Genomic DNA, 15,590 nt, shown 5'->3' with positions numbered 1-15,590 from the left:
AGCGACGAGGCCCCGAGCGACGACGTCCGGAGCGAGCCTGGCCACTCCGCGCCAGCAGGGCCCGACCCCTCGGAGCAGCAGCCCGCCGATCACGACGCGACGCCGCTCCCCGCCAAGGAGGACCACGCCTCCGACGTCGTCCACCCCGAGCCCGCGTCCGATCCGGATCCCTCTCGCCCGTTCCTGCCCGCGGCGCAGCCGCCCGTTGATCTGCCGACGGCACCCGCCGCCCTCCAGGATGCGCGCACCCCGCCTCCGGAGCCGTTCTCGGAGCCGAGCGACGGGCGACCCGATGGAGCGATGCCGCCGACCCCTCGGGAACCGGCTCCCGCAGCGGTCTACCAGTGGCCTGATCCGCGGGGACAGTGGGACGAGCCGCCCGTGTGGGAGGAGGTCGTCGCTTCGCGCGACAATCCCGAGGACGATGGCGGAGACGAGGAGCTGTGGCGCGAGACCGCCGGCGCCTACGCCTGGAACCTCGAGCCGACCGCCGAGCCGATCGCTCAGCCGACCGCTGAGCCGCCAGCTCAGCCGCCCACTCCTCCAGCCGAGCCGGCCGCTTCTCCAGCACCACCGTTCACGACCGCCCCTGCCGTCTCGCACGTGAACTCCGCGTCGTCGCGCGCGTCCCGCGGTCCTCGGGGGCGGCGTCCCGATCGCTCCGGTGCCGACTCCCGCGGGTCGGCGCCTGCCGCTGCCCGGTTTCCCAGCTGGCGCACTCTGAGCCGCCGCCGTCTGCTGATCGGCCTGATCGCCCTGGGAACCGTGATCCTGCTTGCCATTCTGTTCGCGATCGGCACCGCCGTAGGCTCCACCGGCGCGTCCGCCGAGCAGGGAGCACTGGCCGGCACGTCGAGCGCCGACGGCGTTCCCTCGCCCGCTCCGACCGCCTCCCTCCCCGGCGTCGGCCCGCTGCCCGCGGGCACCTGGGCCTGGAATGCTCTGCTTGGCGGCGAGTGCGTGCAGCCCTTCGACTCTGTCTGGGCAGAGGAGTTCACGGTCGTCGACTGCGCCGTTGCGCACGCCGCGCAGCTCGTGGCGACGGCCGAGTTGCCTGATCCTTCCTTCCCCGGGCAGGAGGCGCTCGCCGTCTCGGTCTCGTCGCTGTGCCAGGCGCAGGGCGTGGTCGATGTCGCCGCTGCCGGGACCTACGGCGACGTGCAGGTGTCCGGCACTTTCCCGGTCACGCAGGAGCAGTGGGACGCCGGGGAGCGCAGCTACTACTGCTTCGTTGACCGCGCGGGCGGTGGTGAGCTAACCGGTTCCCTCGCCGGGACCCCCGCTGGCTGACCAGGTCGCACCGTCGGCCCGGACCCGCGGCTTGTAGGGTTGCCGATCGTGCACGAGAACGAGGCGACTACCGCGGCGGGACCCACCGCCTCCGTCGAACTCACGACCCACGGCGTCGGCCCGTGGGAAGGCGACTGGCCCGATGACGAGCGCCTGGACCCGGAGCTGCTCGAGCGCGGCGACGCCCGCAACGTGATTGATCGCTTCCGCTACTGGCGGATGGAGGCCATCGTCGCGGAACTGGACCGCACCCGGCATCCGTTCCACGTGGCGATTGAGAACTGGCAGCACGACATGAACATCGGCTCGATCGTGCGCAGCGCCAACGCCTTTGGCGCCGAGGGCGTGCACATCGTCGGCCGGCGACGGTGGAACAAGCGCGGCGCCATGGTCACGGACCGCTACCAGCACGTGCAGCACCACGAGACCGTGGCCGAGCTGGTGCAGTGGGCGGCCACGGCGGAGGTGCCGCTGATCGCGATCGACAATGTTCCCGGCTGTGTGCCGCTCGAGACTTTCGCGCTGCCCGAACGTTGCCTTCTGCTGTTCGGGCAGGAGGGCCCGGGGCTCTCGGAGGAGGCGCTCGACGCCTCCGACGCGGTGCTCGAGATCTCGCAGTTCGGCTCGACCCGCTCGATCAACGCCTCGGCCGCGGCGGCCGTCGCGATGCATGCCTGGGTGCTGCAGCACGTCCGCTTCTGAGCAAGCCTGATATTCCGAGCACGCCCGAGTGTGTGAGTGCTTCCGAATCGGTACGGGCGCCCGCCTCCGGCCCCGTCCGCCCGAACCCGACCGCGACCCGTCCGGTCGTCAGGCCGTGGACTCCGGCGGAAATTCCGACTCGAGCGGCTCGGCCGACAGCAGTTCGTGCACGCCGCTCAGCACCTCGTCCGGACGGAACGGGTAACGCTCGATCTCGGCCTCGTCGCTGATCCCGGTCATCACGAGGATCGTATGGAGACCCGCCTCGATCCCGGCGACGATGTCGGTGTCCATCCGATCGCCGATCATCCCCGTGTTCTCACTGTGCGCACCGATCTTGTTCATGGCGGAGCGGAACATCATCGGATTTGGCTTGCCGACGACGTAAGGATCCTTGCCCGTGGCCTTCGTGATGAGCGCGGCGATCGCGCCCGTCGCGGGCAGGACCCCCTCAGCGCTGGGGCCGGTCGCATCAGGATTGGTGACGATAAAACGCGCACCGGCCACGATCAGGCGGATCGCCTTCGTGATCGCCTCGAAGCTGTAATTGCGTGTCTCGCCGACGACGACATAGTCGGGCGACGTCTCGGTCATGATGAAGCCGACCTCGTGCAGCGCGGTGGTGATCCCCGCCTCGCCGATCACGAATGCACTGCCCCCGGGGATCTGCGAGGCGCAGAAATCGGCAGTGGCGAGCGCGCTCGTCCAGATCCGCTCCTCCGGCACATGCAATCCGGAGCCACGCAGACGCGCCGCGAGATCACGCGGCGTGAAAATCGAATTGTTGGTGAGCACGAGGAACGGCGTACCCGAGTCGGTCCACTCCTGGATCAGCTCCGGCGCGCCAGGGAGCGCCTGATTCTCGTGCACCAGCACGCCATCCATATCCGTGAGCCAAGCCTCGACGTCACTGCGGTTAGTCGCCATGGGTCGATGCTATCGGCGGGCCCCCGCCGTGGCGCGGGAAGTCGCGGTGCAACCCCCGGAACGGTCCACGAGGCCACCTGTGGAGGAGCGAGTGCCGCGCACCCAGGTGCACGCTTCCAGACATGGACGGGCAGGAGCGGGATAGCCTGGGGATCATGACTGGCGAGAACCTGCTAGGCCCCGAACCGACCCTCCTCCCGGACGAGCCCGCGGTCACCGCTGCCCTCGCGAAGCACGCGAACCCGGGAGCCGTCGAGTTCGCCGCCCTCGCCGCCGCCCACCCGCGCTCACCGCTGGCCTGGGCGCTCCTCGCCGACAGCGTCTGGGGGATCGACGCGGCCCTCCCCTCCTACGCCTACGCGCGCGTCGGCTACCACCGAGGCCTCGACATGCTCCGCGCCGCCGGCTGGCGCGGCCAAGGCCCCATCCCCTGGCGCCACGGCCCCAACCGCGGCTTCCTCCTCTCGCTCTACGCCCTCCGACGCGCCGCTGACTCCATCGGTGAGACGGAGGAAGTCACCCGCCTCACCCAATTCCTCGAGCAGGCCGACCCCGCCGCCATCGAACAGATCGAGCGATACCACGAAGACGCGTTGCCCCCGACCGCCTCCATAGTCATCCTCGGCGCCGACTGATCGTCGCCCGGGTACGGTGCTCGCGGCGTTGTCGTCGGTCGTCGTAGCGCCGCTACGACTCCCTCCTCCGCCTTGCGATCACCGCACCCGGACGACGATCAGTCCACCCTGTGGGAGAGGGAGGTGGGGCCGTGCGCTGGGCGCACGAGCAGGGGCCGTGCGTTGGGCGCACGAGCAGGGCGAGGGTGGGGCCGTGCTGCGGGGCGAGCCTGTGGGGCCGTGGTGGGGTGGGCCGGTGCGGCAGGATGGGGGGATGGGCGACGGGGTGGTCGAGGGGTTCCTCGAAGAGCTTCCGGGGGCGGAGGCGGGGTTTCCGTTCGGGGAGGGGACCCGCGTGTGGAAAGTCGGCGGGAAGGTGTTCGCGTTGGAGGGGGTGCGGTTCGGGCGGCCTGTCGTCAGCGTTAAGGCGCTGCCGGAGAACGTGGTGCACCTCGTTGCCGGAGTCGATGGCGTCGAGCCCGGGTACCACCTGAACAAGCGGCACTGGGTCACGGTCGACACGGGTGGGATCGTCGAGCCGGGACTGGTGCTCGAACTGATCGCGGAATCGCACGCGATCATCGTCGCGAAGCTGCCGCGCCGCCTCCGCCTCGCCCTCGACGGAACCGCCTCGGGATCACTGGATAAGGACCGCTGACCGTCTTTTTCGCGGCAACCCTCCCGCCAGATGGCGGAAAACGGACGAGATCCCCCGCCGCGGCAGGGGATCTCGTCCGCCCCGACCGATCTCGCGACATTTCGCGAGAAGGGCGGGCGCGGCTATAGGCCGTAGGAGCGGAGATACGCGGCGGTGTCGTGCCAGCCCTCGACCGCGAAGCACTCGACACCCATCGCCTTGACGGGGTAGTCGTTGCCGTCGGGGTCAAGTCGGTCGCCGACGAAGATCATGTCCTCGAGAGGGATGCCGGTCAGCTCGGTGAGCTTGTTCATCCCGTACGCCTTGTCGATGCCCTTGCGGGTGATATCGACCGAGGTGGAGCCGCCCGAGCGGACCTCGAGGTCGGGCAGGACGGCCTGGACGGCTTCGCGCAGGATGTTCTTTTTCTCGCCGTCCGGGTCCCACGCCTGCTTCGCCTCGACGGGCGCGGCCTGGCCGAGGGCCGAAAAGGTGATCTGCGAGTCGCGGTCCTCGAGGATCGGACCCCAGGTCTCGGACTCCCAGTAGCCGAGCTCCTTCGCCTTCTCCTCGACGGCGGCGAGGGCGCGCGACTTCTCGTCCTCGGTGAGGTTCTCGGCGTAGATCTGCGCCCAGTCGCCGTTCTCGTAGCGGTAGTACTGCGTGCCGCAGGTGGGCATGAGGTGCAGCTTCGCGAGGACCTCGGGGTCGGCGCCCTCGAGGCGGTCGAGTACCTGCATCCGGAACTGACCAATCTGACCGCCCGAGATGATGCACACCTCGGTGGCCTGGAGCAGCTTCACGAAGAGGTCGGCCATCGCCGGGTCGACGGGGGACTTCGAGGCGGCGAGGGTGTCGTCGAGGTCGAAGGCCATCAGGCGGGGCAGGGTGCTCATGGGTCTCGTTTCACGGTCTGCGGACGGGGCGGTATCGAGGATACGGTGCGGCGCCGGGACGCACGTCCGACCAGCGCCAGCGAGGGCAGACTGGAGGAATGACCGCTCCTGCGCCGCTCGCCGGAGGAGGACGCCGCTGCCTCCCGCGAACCCTCGCCCGGATCCTCCTGGGCCTCGTGCTCCTGACGGCCGGGATCGGCCACCTCGCGGTCGCGCGGCAGACCTTCCAGGCGCAGGTGCCCCCGTGGCTCCCGTTCGACCCCGACCTCGTGGTCGTCGCGTCGGGGGTGGTCGAGATCGTGCTGGGGCTCGCGCTCGCGCTGCTCACACGGTGGCGGGTGGTGCTCGGAGTCGTGGTGGCGGCGTTCTTCGTCGCGGTGTTCCCGGGGAACATCTCGCAGCTCGTCACCCGCACTCCGGCTTTCGGCCTCGAGACGGACGCCGCGCGCGCGGTGCGGCTCGTCTTCCAGCCTCTTCTCGTCGTCTGGGCGCTGTGGTCGACGGGGGCGTTCTCGGCGTGGCGGGCACGGCGCCGGGCTCGGGCGCGCCGGGCCTGATCCGTCCTCGCCCTGGATGCAGGACGGCGGCCGGCGGGAACCCCGTCGACCACTGTCCTGCTACGCCGTGCGGCGCCGTCGCATGATCACCAGTGCGAGGCCCGAGAGCAGCAACACCAGCGCGCCGCCCACGAGGCCGGCCGCGTCGGAGCCGGTGTTCGCGAGCGAGCGCGGACCGGCGCCGCCGGCGACGGGAACCGCCGCGGCGGTGAGCTGCGGCGACGGAGCGACGGTGGGCTGCTCGGTCGGGGTGACGGGCTCGGTCGGCGCCGGAGTGTCCGCGGCGGGCTCCGTCGTCAGCGTCCAGTTCGGGTCGAAGAAGTCGGCCTGGTCGATGACTCCGCGGGCGCTCGACCAGTCGATCAGCAACTGGCGAATCTCGAGGCGCTCGTCGTAGACGAGGGGGGCCTGCGCGACGGCCGGGTAGGCGCCTCCTCCGCTCTGACGGTAGTTGTTGACCGCCATTACGAAGCGCTCGTCGTCGGCGACCGGGGTGCCATCGGAGTGCGAGAGGCCGCGGATGCGCGAGCCGGCGGGCTGCGAGACGTCGATCACGTAGTCCAGGCCCGAGATCGCGTCGTAGTTGTAGTCCGGGATGCCGTCTGGGCGGTCCTGGGTTCTCGCGTTGGTGCCCGTCGCGGGGTCGAACACGGCGCCCTCGGCGGTCTGCGTGAAGTAGCGCGCCGAGAACTCGAGGTACTCGCGCACCTCGGCCCCGGTCAGTTCGACTCCGCGCAGGGTGTTCTCGTAGATGTACAGGCCGGCGATGTCGCGGATGGTGACCTGCCCCTTCGGGAACACGGCGGTGCGTGAGAACGGAGAGGCCTGCGAGATCACCGGGAGGTCGGCCCACTCCGTGCCCTCGAGCGCCGTCTCGACGGTCTCGGCCTGCACGGTGTTGATGAAGTCGATAACCGGGGTGTCCTCGTAGCGCGATGTCTCGGCCGAGAGCTCCTCCACCGACTCCGCGACGGGGGTGTTCACGTAGTCGATCGTGGTGGCGTGCTGCTCGGCGAGAGCGTCGACCATCGCGGTCGACTCGTCGGCGATGTCCGTCGCGTAGACGGGCTTCGCGACCGGGGCGTTGCCGGCGGACCAGTCGACGTTGAGGCCGCCCGCGGCATCCGGAACCACGTTCAGAGTGACCTCGGTGAGGCCCTGCGCCCAGAACTTCGGCTGGGTGACGAGCACCTGCTCGCCGACGACGTTGGTGAAGAGCGTCTCGGGGACGTCCTTATGGCTGTGGCCTGCGACGACCACGTCGATCCCGGGGACCTGCGTCGCGATGTTGTTCACGACGTCCTCGTTGAGATCGGCCGGGTCGTACTCCGCGTCAGGGACTGTGCCCTGGCCGGTGTGCGCGAGGACGACGACCACGTCGGCCTGCTCCTGGACAATCGGGACCCACTGCTTCGCGGCGGCGACCATGTCCTGGAACTCCAGGACGCCGTCGACGTACTGCTTGTCCCAGACGCGCACGCCGGGGGTCACGAGGCCGAGCACGCCGACGGTGACCGTCGTGCCGTCGATTTCGCGCTCGATCAGCGTGTAGGGGTCGTGGTAAGGCTCGCCCGTGGCGACGTTTATCACGTTCGCGCCGAGTAGCGGGGCGTTCAGATCACCCTCGTAGGCGCCGAGCATGTCGAGCCCGTAGTTGTATTCGTGGTTGCCGACGACCTGCGCGTCGTAGCCGATGGTGTTGAAGGCGGTGGCCATCGGATGCGTCGTCTCGCCGGAGAGGACGCCCGCGGCGCCGTCGCCGAGGCCGTAGTAGTAGGTGAGCGGCGTGCCCTGGATCGCGTCGCCGTTGTCCATGACGAGCACGGACTCCTCGCCCTTCTCGGCGCGGAGACGGTCGACTTCGGTCGCGACGCGAGTGAGCCCCAGCGTGCCGGCGGCCGGGTAGGGCGCGTTTGCGAAGTAGTCCCAGTCGTAGACGTGCCCGTGCGTGTCGGTCGTCGACACCAGGGTGAGCTCGACGCCGTCGTCGAGGGTCGCGGCCGACGCGACGGGAGCGGCGGTGGCGGCCCCGAGCGCGACGACGGCGAGGAGGCGTGCAGCGCGGAGTGTGCGCATCGTTGTCCTGTTCGCATGATGAGCGGTTTGTGAGCGACTTCGAATCTATGCGGCGTGTGTGAATTGCGTGTGTCGGGATGGAGAGCATCGCTCGGCGATGCGGTTGCGGTGGTCGCTCAAACCCGGGCGGCCGTCGCGCCCCTCCGCTAGAATCGAGCGGCTGAACGCGCGGATGCGGCACCGACTGTCGCGCCGAATCGCCGCAGCCCGGCGGAGTCTGCTCCGAGCCGTACGCCCCCTCCCCGTCGAGAAGGACACGCCATGCCAGCAATCGTCATCACCGGCGCCCAGTGGGGCGACGAGGGCAAGGGACGCGCGACCGACCTCCTCGGCAGCCGCGTCGACTACGTCGTCAAGTTCAACGGCGGCAACAACGCCGGGCACACCGTCGTCGTCGGCGACGAGAAGTACGCCCTGCACCTGCTCCCCTCGGGAATCCTCACCCCCGGCGTCGTGCCCGTTATTGCGAACGGTGTCGTCGTTGACATCGAGGTGCTGTTCCACGAACTCGAGGCGCTGAGCGCCCGCGGCGTCGATGTGTCGAAGCTGCTCGTCAGTGCCAACGCGCACGTCATCACCAGCTACCACCGCACCCTCGACAAGGTGACGGAGCGCTTCCTCGGCAAGCGGCAGATCGGCACGACCGGCCGCGGGATCGGCCCGGCTTACGCAGACAAGATCAACCGCGTCGGCATCCGCATCCAGGACCTGTTCGACGAGAACATCCTTCGCCAGAAGGTCGAGGGCGCGCTCGACCAGAAGAACCACCTGCTGGTGAAGGTCTACAACCGCCGCGCGATCCTGGTCGAGCAGGTGCTCGAAGACCTGTTGCAGTACACCGAGCGCCTGCGCCCGATGGTCGCGGACACCTCGCTCGTCCTTGCGCAGGCCCTCGACGCCGGCAAGACCGTGCTCTTCGAGGCGGGCCAGGCCACGATGCTCGACGTCGACCACGGCACCTACCCGTTCGTCACCTCCTCCAACGCCACCTCCGGCGGCGCGGCCACCGGCTCCGGAGTCGCACCGAACCGCATCGACCGGGTCATCGCCGTCATCAAGGCCTACACGACGCGCGTCGGCGCCGGCCCGTTCCCCACCGAGCTCTTTGACGAGTGGGGCGAGTACCTCCGCAAGCAAGGTTTCGAATTCGGCACCACCACCGGCCGCCCGCGGCGCTGCGGCTGGTACGACGCACCCATCGCCCGCTACTCCGCCCGGATCAACGGGGTCACCGACTTCGTGCTCACCAAGCTCGACGTGCTCTCGGGCCTTGAGACGATCCCCGTCTGCGTCGCCTACGACGTCGATGGCGTGCGCCACGATGAGGTCCCGGTCTCGCAGAGTGACTTCCACCACGCGAAGCCGATCTACGAGGAGTTCCCCGGCTGGCAGGAAGACATCTCGGGGTGCCGCGAATTCTCGGACCTGCCGCAGACGGCGCAGGACTACGTCCGCGCGCTCGAGGCGATGAGCGGCGCGCGGTTCTCGGCGATCGGTGTCGGGCCCGAGCGCGAGCAGGTCGTCGTGCTGCACGACCTGCTCTGAGGCCCTCACAGCAGGTGCAGGCCGCGGGCGATCGCGGCGCGAATCGCGCGCTCCACGTCCGGCCAGCGGGTGAGTATCTGCGTCGCTGAGAAACGGAGGGTCACGTAGCCGTCCGCGGTGGCGTGCAGGTCACGGCGGCGATCATTCTCAAACTCGTGCGTGGACCGACCGTCGAGCTCGATCACCAGGCTCCGGCCGATCAGCAGGTCGACCCGGCCCACCCCGGGCAGGTGAACCTGGGCGAGGGCGACGATGCCGATGAGATGCAGGCGCCAACGGGTCAGGGTCTCGACTCCGCTCTGGGAGTCGTCTCGGGCGAAGGCGAAGAGCGCGTGCAGCCGCTGCGGGCAGGCGGAGCGCAGATCGGCGAGGTCGTCGGGGCCGAGGATCCGCTTCTCAAGGGCGGACTCGAGGGCGACGAGCAGGTCCTCGTCGCCGACGACGCGACCGAGCTGGAGCAGCGCGTGGGTGGGGGAGACGCGCAGGGGTTCGTCGCTCGGGTGCGTGGCATCCCAGTGCAGGCGGACGCCGCGGGGGACGGCCATGCGGGCAGCGTGGGGATCGACGTGCACGTGAAGCTGCGGTGAGCGCAAGACCCAAAGGCCGTGGGAGCGGGCGGCGTCGGTCGCGGCGAGGCGTCCGCCGATGCGGAAGGCGGTGAGGACCTCGGGCGGGAGGTTCGGGGAGGCGTACCAGCCGCGGCGGCCGCGGACGAGCCGACCGTCCTGGACCGCGCGAGTCAGGTCGCGGCCGGTCGCGCCCGCCGCGATCAGCGTCGAGCGCGAGACGGTGCCGCCGCGGCGAGCCAGCTCAGTTCCGAAATCCATCCTGCGAGCGTGGCCGCCGGCGGCGGTGCGAGGAGTGGGAGACGGCCAGGAACGGAGCAATCGGACCGCTCGGCGACCCTGTGGAGGGACGTCCGACCCGCGGGGCGGTCGGTGGAGTTCACAATTCAGGATGAACGACGTTGCGCGCACGCAATCATGCGGGTCCCGCGGCGCTAAATCGACTTTTTCCTGAGTTATGAACAGCAATGCCGTCTTGGGCGCCGGATAATCGGCGCATGCAGATCTACGCCGACCTTCCGGCCGTCCGTGCGCGGCAGATCGTGGCGGATGCCCTCTCGATCGGAGTCGCCGTGGTGGCGATCGCCGCCGGGCTCGCTGTCGGCTCGCTGATCGCCGGCCTCGCCGAGATCGGGCGGCGACTCGAGAGCGCCGGTAGCGGCTTCGGTTCGACAATGAGCGACGCCGGCACCACGCTCGGTGGCATCCCGCTCCTCGGCGACGCGGTGCGCGCCCCCTTCGATGAGGCGAGTGGTGCCGGTTCGATGCTGGCGGCCGCGGGCCGCGACCAGCAGCAGCTCGCCGGCGCCCTGGCGGTGGTCGCCGGAGTCTCCGTGGCGGGGCTGCCGCTCCTACTGCTCGCCGTCCTCTGGCTGCGACCTCGGCTGCGTTTCGCCCGGCGCACCGCCGAACTCCGAACGCTGGGGTCGACCGTCACCGGCTCCGAGCTGCTGGCCCTCCGCGCGCTCACCCAGGCGACGCCGCGCGAGATCTTGGCTGCGCATCCTGACGCGGTTCCCGCCTGGCGTCGCGGTGATCCCGCGGCGACCGCGGCCCTTGCAGCTCTCACCCTCCGTCGGGCAGGCCTCCGACCGCGCTGATCTGATGCTGCGCGGACGACGCAGTGTCCTTCGGAGGGATGACACTCACGCCACCCGCGGACGACGACGGCGACACGACGGGCTCCGTAGCGTCAAGGACATGCAGAACCAGACCTCCTCCGTCGTCGCGCGCGTCGAGGGCGTGCGCAAGCTCTACGGCAGCACTCCGCCCGTCGTCGCCCTCGACGACATCACGCTTTCGATCGCGCGCGGTGAGTTCACCGCGGTCATGGGTCCGAGCGGATCCGGCAAGTCCACCCTCATGCACGTGCTGGCGGGGCTCGACACCGCCTCAGCCGGGCGCGTGTTCCTCGGCGACGCCGAGATCACTGCGATGAGTGACGCCGAACTTACCGTGCTCCGTCGGCGCAGCGTCGGCTTCGTCTTTCAGGCCTTCAACCTGGTTCCCACGCTCGATGTCCGCGGGAACATCCGTCTCCCCTTCCAGCTCGACGGCCGCGCCGTCACCGCCGAGGAGGAGGAGTGGATCGCCCGCCTGATCGACTCCCTCGGCCTCCGCGAACGTCTCACCCACCGTCCGTACGAGCTCTCGGGCGGACAGCAGCAGCGGGTCGCGATCGCTCGAGCGCTCGCCACCCGCCCGCAGCTCATCTTCGCCGACGAGCCGACAGGCAACCTCGACTCCCGCACTGGTCGGGAGGTGCTTGCTCTGCTGCGCGCCTCCACCCGCGAGTACGGGCAGTCGATCGCAATGGTGACCCACGACCCGATTGCCGCGGCGTACGCCGACCGCATCCTGTTCCTCCGCGACGGGGCTCTCGTCGATGACCGCCGTGGAATGAGCGCCGAGGAGATCTCGCGCGCCATGCTTGCGATGGAGGGAGTGGCATGAGCCGCGTGAACACCGGCTCGAGCCAGGGTGGCGGCGCGATCGTCACCCTCGCCGCGCTCTCAGCCATGTTCGGCACCCTGCTGGTGCAGGTCGTCGCCGTGATGTCCGCGGCGATCGCGGCGAGCGGACTCGAAAATGTCGGTACGGTCTCGATGACGCTGTCGATGGTCGGGGCCCTCTTCTTTGGTATCGCGGTGTACGTGGGCGGGATCGTCACGGCCAACGCCGTCTCGACGGTGATCGCCGGACGCACCCGTGAAATCGCGCTGTTGCGACTGCTCGGCGCCTCGGGCCGGTCGTTGCGCGGCGAGGTCGTGCGCACCGGGTTCCGTCAGGGTCTGCTGGGTGCGGCGATCGGGCTGGTGGTCGGTATCGCCCTGGTCGCGCTCGGTACGGAGTTGGCGATGAATAACGGCATGATGAGCCGCTTCGAGTACCCGCTCGTGACGCCCGGCCTCGTGGTGCCTCTGTTGGCGGTAATCGCCTCGACGGTGATCGCGTCGTGGGCCGGCTCGCGCCGCGTCCTCGTCGTGGCTCCTGCCGAGGCCGCTGGCTCCTCGGCCGAGCCGCGTTACGAGGAGCTGCGTGGCCGCACCGTCCGCAACGTGTTCGCGATCGTGCTCGTCGTGATCGGCGGGCTCCTGCTCGCCGGCGGAGTGGTCGTGGGCCTGCATGCTCCGAGTGGTGTCCTGCTGGGTCTGCTCGGCGGCATGGTCTCGTTCACCGGAGTCATCCTCGGGGCGCCCGTGCTGCTCCCGCCGCTGACGGCGCTGGTCGGTCGTGTCTTCGGCGGTGGTCCGGTGGCGAGGCTCGCCTCCGCCAACGCGATCCGCAATCCCGCCCGGAGCGCCCGCGCCGTCGTGGGCCTGGTGATCGGAGTGGCCCTGGTCACGATGTTCGCGGTCGGCACCGCGACGTTCAGCTCGATCATGCAGCGCGTCGACGCAATGAGCCCGGAGCAGTTCGCCGCGTTCGAGCAGATCATCTCGGTGACCACGGCGATAATGACCGTCCTGCTCGGATTCTCGGTCCTCCTCGCCGCAGTAGGTATCGTCAACACGCTCTCGCTGAGCGTGCTGCAGCGCCGCCGCGAGTTGGGGCTCCTCCGCGCTCTCGGGTTCACCGGCTCGCAGGTGCGCGCGATGGTGGTGCTTGAGGCGGCTCAGATGATCGTCGCGGCGATAGTGCTCGGCGTGGTGCTGGGCATCGCGTATGGCTGGTGCGGGGCGGTCTCGCTCTTCGCGTCGATTCCCGGTGCCGGTTTGGTGCCGCCGACGATCCCCGTGCCGATCTTGGTCGGCGTGCTCCTGGTCAGCACGGTGATCACGATCGTCTCGGCTGTGGTGCCTGCGCGTCGGGCGACGACGGTCTCACCGGTCGCGGCGCTCGCCGTCGCTTGAGTCGCCGTGAGGCCCCGCTCACACGACCGAGAACGCCGGTGAGAAGAGCTCCCGCCCGCTGACAGCGAGCAGGAGCTCTTTTCCACGTCCGGATCGGGCGGCCAGGCCGCCGCAAGCACGGGATGAGCGGACGCCACCGTACCTGGGACAGGCCTCGGTAAGATCGATACCGACGAGCCCGCGGATCCCCCGGTGATCACGCGACTTCCCGAACGGAGAACGGACTCATGGGGCGACTGATCTACGACTCGACCCTCGAGGCGGACTTCGACGACCGGCTGCTGGCGCACCTGCAGATCGTGATCGGGTCCAAGCTCGCGCGCAACGAGTCGTTCTACTTCTCCTGGAAGGACTCGCAGGCGGTGGGGGATGGACGGACCTCGATCTGGCTGCACCCCGCGATCCCGCTGCGGTTCAAGTACCACGGCGGCAGGGCTCCGGTCATCAACCCCGACTGGATCCGCCAACTGCTGGCCGATTCGCACACCGCTCACGGTCTGCGGATCAGCGAGGAGCCGCACGGCGCCGTCCGCCACACCGACGAGGGAACCCTATGAAGCGCGTCGAGATAACCTACGGCGGGGTGGCGTTCAGCCTTAGCGAGACGACCGCTGCGGAGGTGCGTGCGAGCATCGATCGCGCGCTCGATGGCTCCGCACCGCGCTGGATCACGGTCAACCAGGGCGAGGGTGAGCCGTACGAGACGTCGATCCTCATCACCCCGGGCGTCGCGTTCTCGGTCGCCGACGTGGTGCACTGACACCGCGGCGCCCGGGGATCGCTCCCGGAGCTGATCCGGCGCTCACCGCGCGAGCACGGCCGGGAACTCGCCGGCGATCTCGCGGGCAAGATAGCCCGCCGGGCCGAGCCGTCCTGTGAGGACGGTGTCAGCCTCCGTGTGCAGGTAGGCGCCCCAGGCAGCGGCACCCATCGGGTCGACACCGCGGCCACGAAGGCCAGCCGTCGCTCCCGCCAAAACATCTCCGCTGCCCGCGGTCGCCAGCCCCGGATGCTCGCCCTCGACTCGTACGACGTCGCCGTCCGGCGAGGCGATCGTGTTGAACAGGCTCACTATCGCGTCGTAGCGTGCGGCGATCGCCAGCGCGGCGCGCTTTACATCGTCGACCTCCGCGCCAAGCAGCCGAGCCGCCTCCTCCGTGTTCGGCGTGAGGAGGAGCCGCCCAGCCAGACGTCGGGCTACCCGGCGCTGCCCAGGGAGTACGCCGAGTGGGAAGGCGTCGAGGTGCACCGCTGGCACGTCGTCAAGGAGGGGGGCGAGCGCCCGCAGGGTCGCGGCGGTCGCTCGCGGATCATCCAGGCCCGGACCGACGAGCGCGACATCGGCCGAGGCGAGTTCGCCGGCCAGCGCCTCCAGTCCGCGGCCCGAGATTGAGCCGCCGCGGGTCTCAGGGAGCGGCACGACGCCGCACTCCGGCAGAGCGACGGCCGCGGCCGGGGCGACCGACTCTGCGACGCAGAGCGTGATGCGACCAGCCCCGGTGCGCAGGGCGGCGACCCCCGCGAGGATCGCGGCTCCTGGAGTCTTACGAGCGCCTCCGATGACGACGACGTCGCCGCGGGCATGCTTCGAGCCGCCGGGTGCGGGCAGGGGCCAGCGCCGGTCGAGCAGGGCGCGATCGATGACCTCACTCATAGGGATCTCCTTCTCCGGCGTCGCGGTTATCGTGCCGGGTGACGGGAGCGCCGGAGCGCTCGAGGTGCGCGGTGTGGTTGAACAGCGCGAGGCTCCAGCCATCACCCTCGCGGACGAGGCGGGTGATGGACGCATTCGCGACCGGGGTCGAAGCGCCGATGTCGAGCAGCTCGTGCTCCGAGAGCCTCTCGCAGACGTAGCGGATGATGAGCACGACCGCGTCGTGACAGAACAGCACGGCTGGACCGTGAGGCGCGGCGGCGTCGAGATGGTCCAGGAACGAGCGGACCCGCAGCGCAAGATCCGTCCACGCCTCGCCGCCCGGCGGCCGGTAGTAGAACTTCCCGAGCCACTCGCGACGAGCCGCCTCGTCGGGTAGGCGGGCGCGCAGGCCCGCGGAGGTAAGGCGATCGGTGACGCCGAGGTCGCGATCGCGCAGGCGCTCGTCGCTGTGCAGCGGCAGGTCGATCCCGGCCTCCGCGAAGGCGAGACGCGCGGTCGAGGAGGCGCGGCGGAAGGGCGAGGTCCAGGCTGAGGCGGGCCTCGCCTCGCCTGCCAGCCAGTGGCCGAGGGCCCGGGCCTGCTCCTCGCCCGCGGGAGAGAGGTCGACGTCGGCGTCGCGCCGATCGACCACGATCTCGTGGGCTCCCTCCGCCTCGGCGGCGCTCGCCGCAATGTTGGCCCGACTCTCGCCGTGGCGCACCAGGAGGAGTTCGGTTGGTCCGGTCGTGCGGGAGGAGGCCATTCCCCCACGCTCGACCTCCGCGCCGCCC

At 70.0% G+C, this 15,590-nt stretch carries 16 protein-coding genes and 1 pseudogene; 11 read left to right on the top strand and 6 right to left on the bottom strand.

What is annotated here, in order from left to right; all coding sequences use genetic code 11:
* Both HRF29_RS08995 and HRF29_RS08990 read left to right on the top strand, forming a co-directional pair.
* Positions 1 to 1,290 (top strand): annotated as a pseudogene (locus HRF29_RS08995) (septum formation family protein); the annotation flags it as partial.
* 48 nt (positions 1,291 to 1,338) lie between these two features.
* Positions 1,339 to 1,992 (top strand): TrmH family RNA methyltransferase, encoded by a 654-nt coding sequence (locus HRF29_RS08990; RefSeq protein ID WP_173247987.1) that lies wholly within the window; start codon positions 1,339 to 1,341, stop codon positions 1,990 to 1,992.
* A 108-nt stretch (positions 1,993 to 2,100) separates the two neighbouring features.
* Here the strand turns inward: HRF29_RS08990 and HRF29_RS08985 are convergent, their stop codons facing one another.
* Complete coding sequence (locus HRF29_RS08985; protein WP_173247984.1) at positions 2,101 to 2,919, bottom strand: HAD-IIA family hydrolase; 819 nt, start codon at positions 2,917 to 2,919, stop codon at positions 2,101 to 2,103.
* Positions 2,920 to 3,074: 155 nt separating this feature from the next.
* On the opposite strand from HRF29_RS08985, the gene HRF29_RS08980 reads away from it, so the two are divergent.
* Positions 3,075 to 3,554 carry a DUF3151 domain-containing protein gene (locus HRF29_RS08980; RefSeq protein ID WP_173247982.1) on the top strand — a complete coding sequence of 160 codons (480 nt, stop codon included), beginning with the start codon at positions 3,075 to 3,077 and terminating at the stop codon, positions 3,552 to 3,554.
* Between the two features lie 157 nt (positions 3,555 to 3,711).
* Entirely contained in the window at positions 3,712 to 4,191 is a 480-nt protein-coding gene (locus HRF29_RS08975; RefSeq protein ID WP_222929629.1) for an MmcQ/YjbR family DNA-binding protein, read from the top strand.
* A gap of 122 nt (positions 4,192 to 4,313) precedes the next feature.
* Here HRF29_RS08975 and HRF29_RS08970 read toward each other — a convergent pair whose 3' ends face one another.
* Positions 4,314 to 5,066, bottom strand: a complete 753-nt coding sequence (locus HRF29_RS08970) for an HAD-IIB family hydrolase (RefSeq protein WP_173247980.1) — start codon at positions 5,064 to 5,066, stop codon at positions 4,314 to 4,316.
* 98 nt (positions 5,067 to 5,164) lie between these two features.
* Between HRF29_RS08970 and HRF29_RS08965 the strand changes: the two genes are divergently transcribed.
* Positions 5,165 to 5,623, top strand: a complete 459-nt coding sequence (locus tag HRF29_RS08965; protein WP_173247978.1) for a DoxX family protein — start codon at positions 5,165 to 5,167, stop codon at positions 5,621 to 5,623.
* 60 nt (positions 5,624 to 5,683) lie between these two features.
* Here the strand turns inward: HRF29_RS08965 and HRF29_RS08960 are convergent, their stop codons facing one another.
* Positions 5,684 to 7,699 carry a bifunctional metallophosphatase/5'-nucleotidase gene (locus tag HRF29_RS08960; RefSeq protein WP_173247976.1) on the bottom strand — a complete coding sequence of 672 codons (2,016 nt, stop codon included), beginning with the start codon at positions 7,697 to 7,699 and terminating at the stop codon, positions 5,684 to 5,686.
* A 261-nt stretch (positions 7,700 to 7,960) separates the two neighbouring features.
* On the opposite strand from HRF29_RS08960, the gene HRF29_RS08955 reads away from it, so the two are divergent.
* Complete coding sequence (locus tag HRF29_RS08955; RefSeq protein WP_173247974.1) at positions 7,961 to 9,244, top strand: adenylosuccinate synthase; 1,284 nt, start codon at positions 7,961 to 7,963, stop codon at positions 9,242 to 9,244.
* Positions 9,245 to 9,249: 5 nt separating this feature from the next.
* On the opposite strand, the gene HRF29_RS08950 is transcribed toward HRF29_RS08955, so the two are convergent.
* Positions 9,250 to 10,071, bottom strand: a complete 822-nt coding sequence (locus HRF29_RS08950; protein WP_173247972.1) for a type IV toxin-antitoxin system AbiEi family antitoxin domain-containing protein — start codon at positions 10,069 to 10,071, stop codon at positions 9,250 to 9,252.
* A 236-nt stretch (positions 10,072 to 10,307) separates the two neighbouring features.
* On the opposite strand from HRF29_RS08950, the gene HRF29_RS08945 reads away from it, so the two are divergent.
* The 5 genes from HRF29_RS08945 (at position 10,308) to HRF29_RS08925 (ending at position 13,923) form a co-directional block, all read left to right on the top strand.
* Complete coding sequence (locus HRF29_RS08945) at positions 10,308 to 10,910, top strand: hypothetical protein (protein ID WP_173247970.1); 603 nt, start codon at positions 10,308 to 10,310, stop codon at positions 10,908 to 10,910.
* 100 nt (positions 10,911 to 11,010) lie between these two features.
* Positions 11,011 to 11,763: an ABC transporter ATP-binding protein gene (locus tag HRF29_RS08940; protein WP_173247969.1), complete on the top strand. Its 753-nt coding sequence runs from the start codon at positions 11,011 to 11,013 to the stop codon at positions 11,761 to 11,763.
* On the top strand, positions 11,760 to 13,163 hold the full coding sequence (locus HRF29_RS08935) for an ABC transporter permease (protein ID WP_173247967.1): 1,404 nt from the start codon (positions 11,760 to 11,762) through the stop codon (positions 13,161 to 13,163). Before HRF29_RS08940 ends, HRF29_RS08935 begins: the two co-directional genes overlap by 4 nt.
* A 227-nt stretch (positions 13,164 to 13,390) precedes the next feature.
* Entirely contained in the window at positions 13,391 to 13,720 is a 330-nt protein-coding gene (locus HRF29_RS08930; protein WP_173247959.1) for a DUF7882 family protein, read from the top strand.
* Positions 13,717 to 13,923 (top strand): hypothetical protein, encoded by a 207-nt coding sequence (locus HRF29_RS08925; RefSeq protein ID WP_173247956.1) that lies wholly within the window; start codon positions 13,717 to 13,719, stop codon positions 13,921 to 13,923. Before HRF29_RS08930 ends, HRF29_RS08925 begins: the two co-directional genes overlap by 4 nt.
* 42 nt (positions 13,924 to 13,965) lie before the next feature.
* On the opposite strand, the gene HRF29_RS08920 is transcribed toward HRF29_RS08925, so the two are convergent.
* Complete coding sequence (locus HRF29_RS08920) at positions 13,966 to 14,817, bottom strand: ADP-dependent NAD(P)H-hydrate dehydratase (RefSeq protein WP_173247953.1); 852 nt, start codon at positions 14,815 to 14,817, stop codon at positions 13,966 to 13,968.
* Positions 14,810 to 15,562, bottom strand: coding sequence for a histidine phosphatase family protein (locus HRF29_RS08915; RefSeq protein WP_173247950.1), 753 nt, complete (start codon positions 15,560 to 15,562; stop codon positions 14,810 to 14,812). Before HRF29_RS08915 ends, HRF29_RS08920 begins: the two co-directional genes overlap by 8 nt.
* Between the last annotated feature and the right edge of the window lie 28 nt (positions 15,563 to 15,590).

The organism is Rathayibacter agropyri, assembly GCF_013249015.1.
Classification (GTDB): Bacteria; Actinomycetota; Actinomycetes; order Actinomycetales; family Microbacteriaceae; genus Rathayibacter; species Rathayibacter agropyri.
Note: the sequence above shows the minus strand (reverse complement) of the source record. Positions and strands in the feature narration are given on the sequence as shown.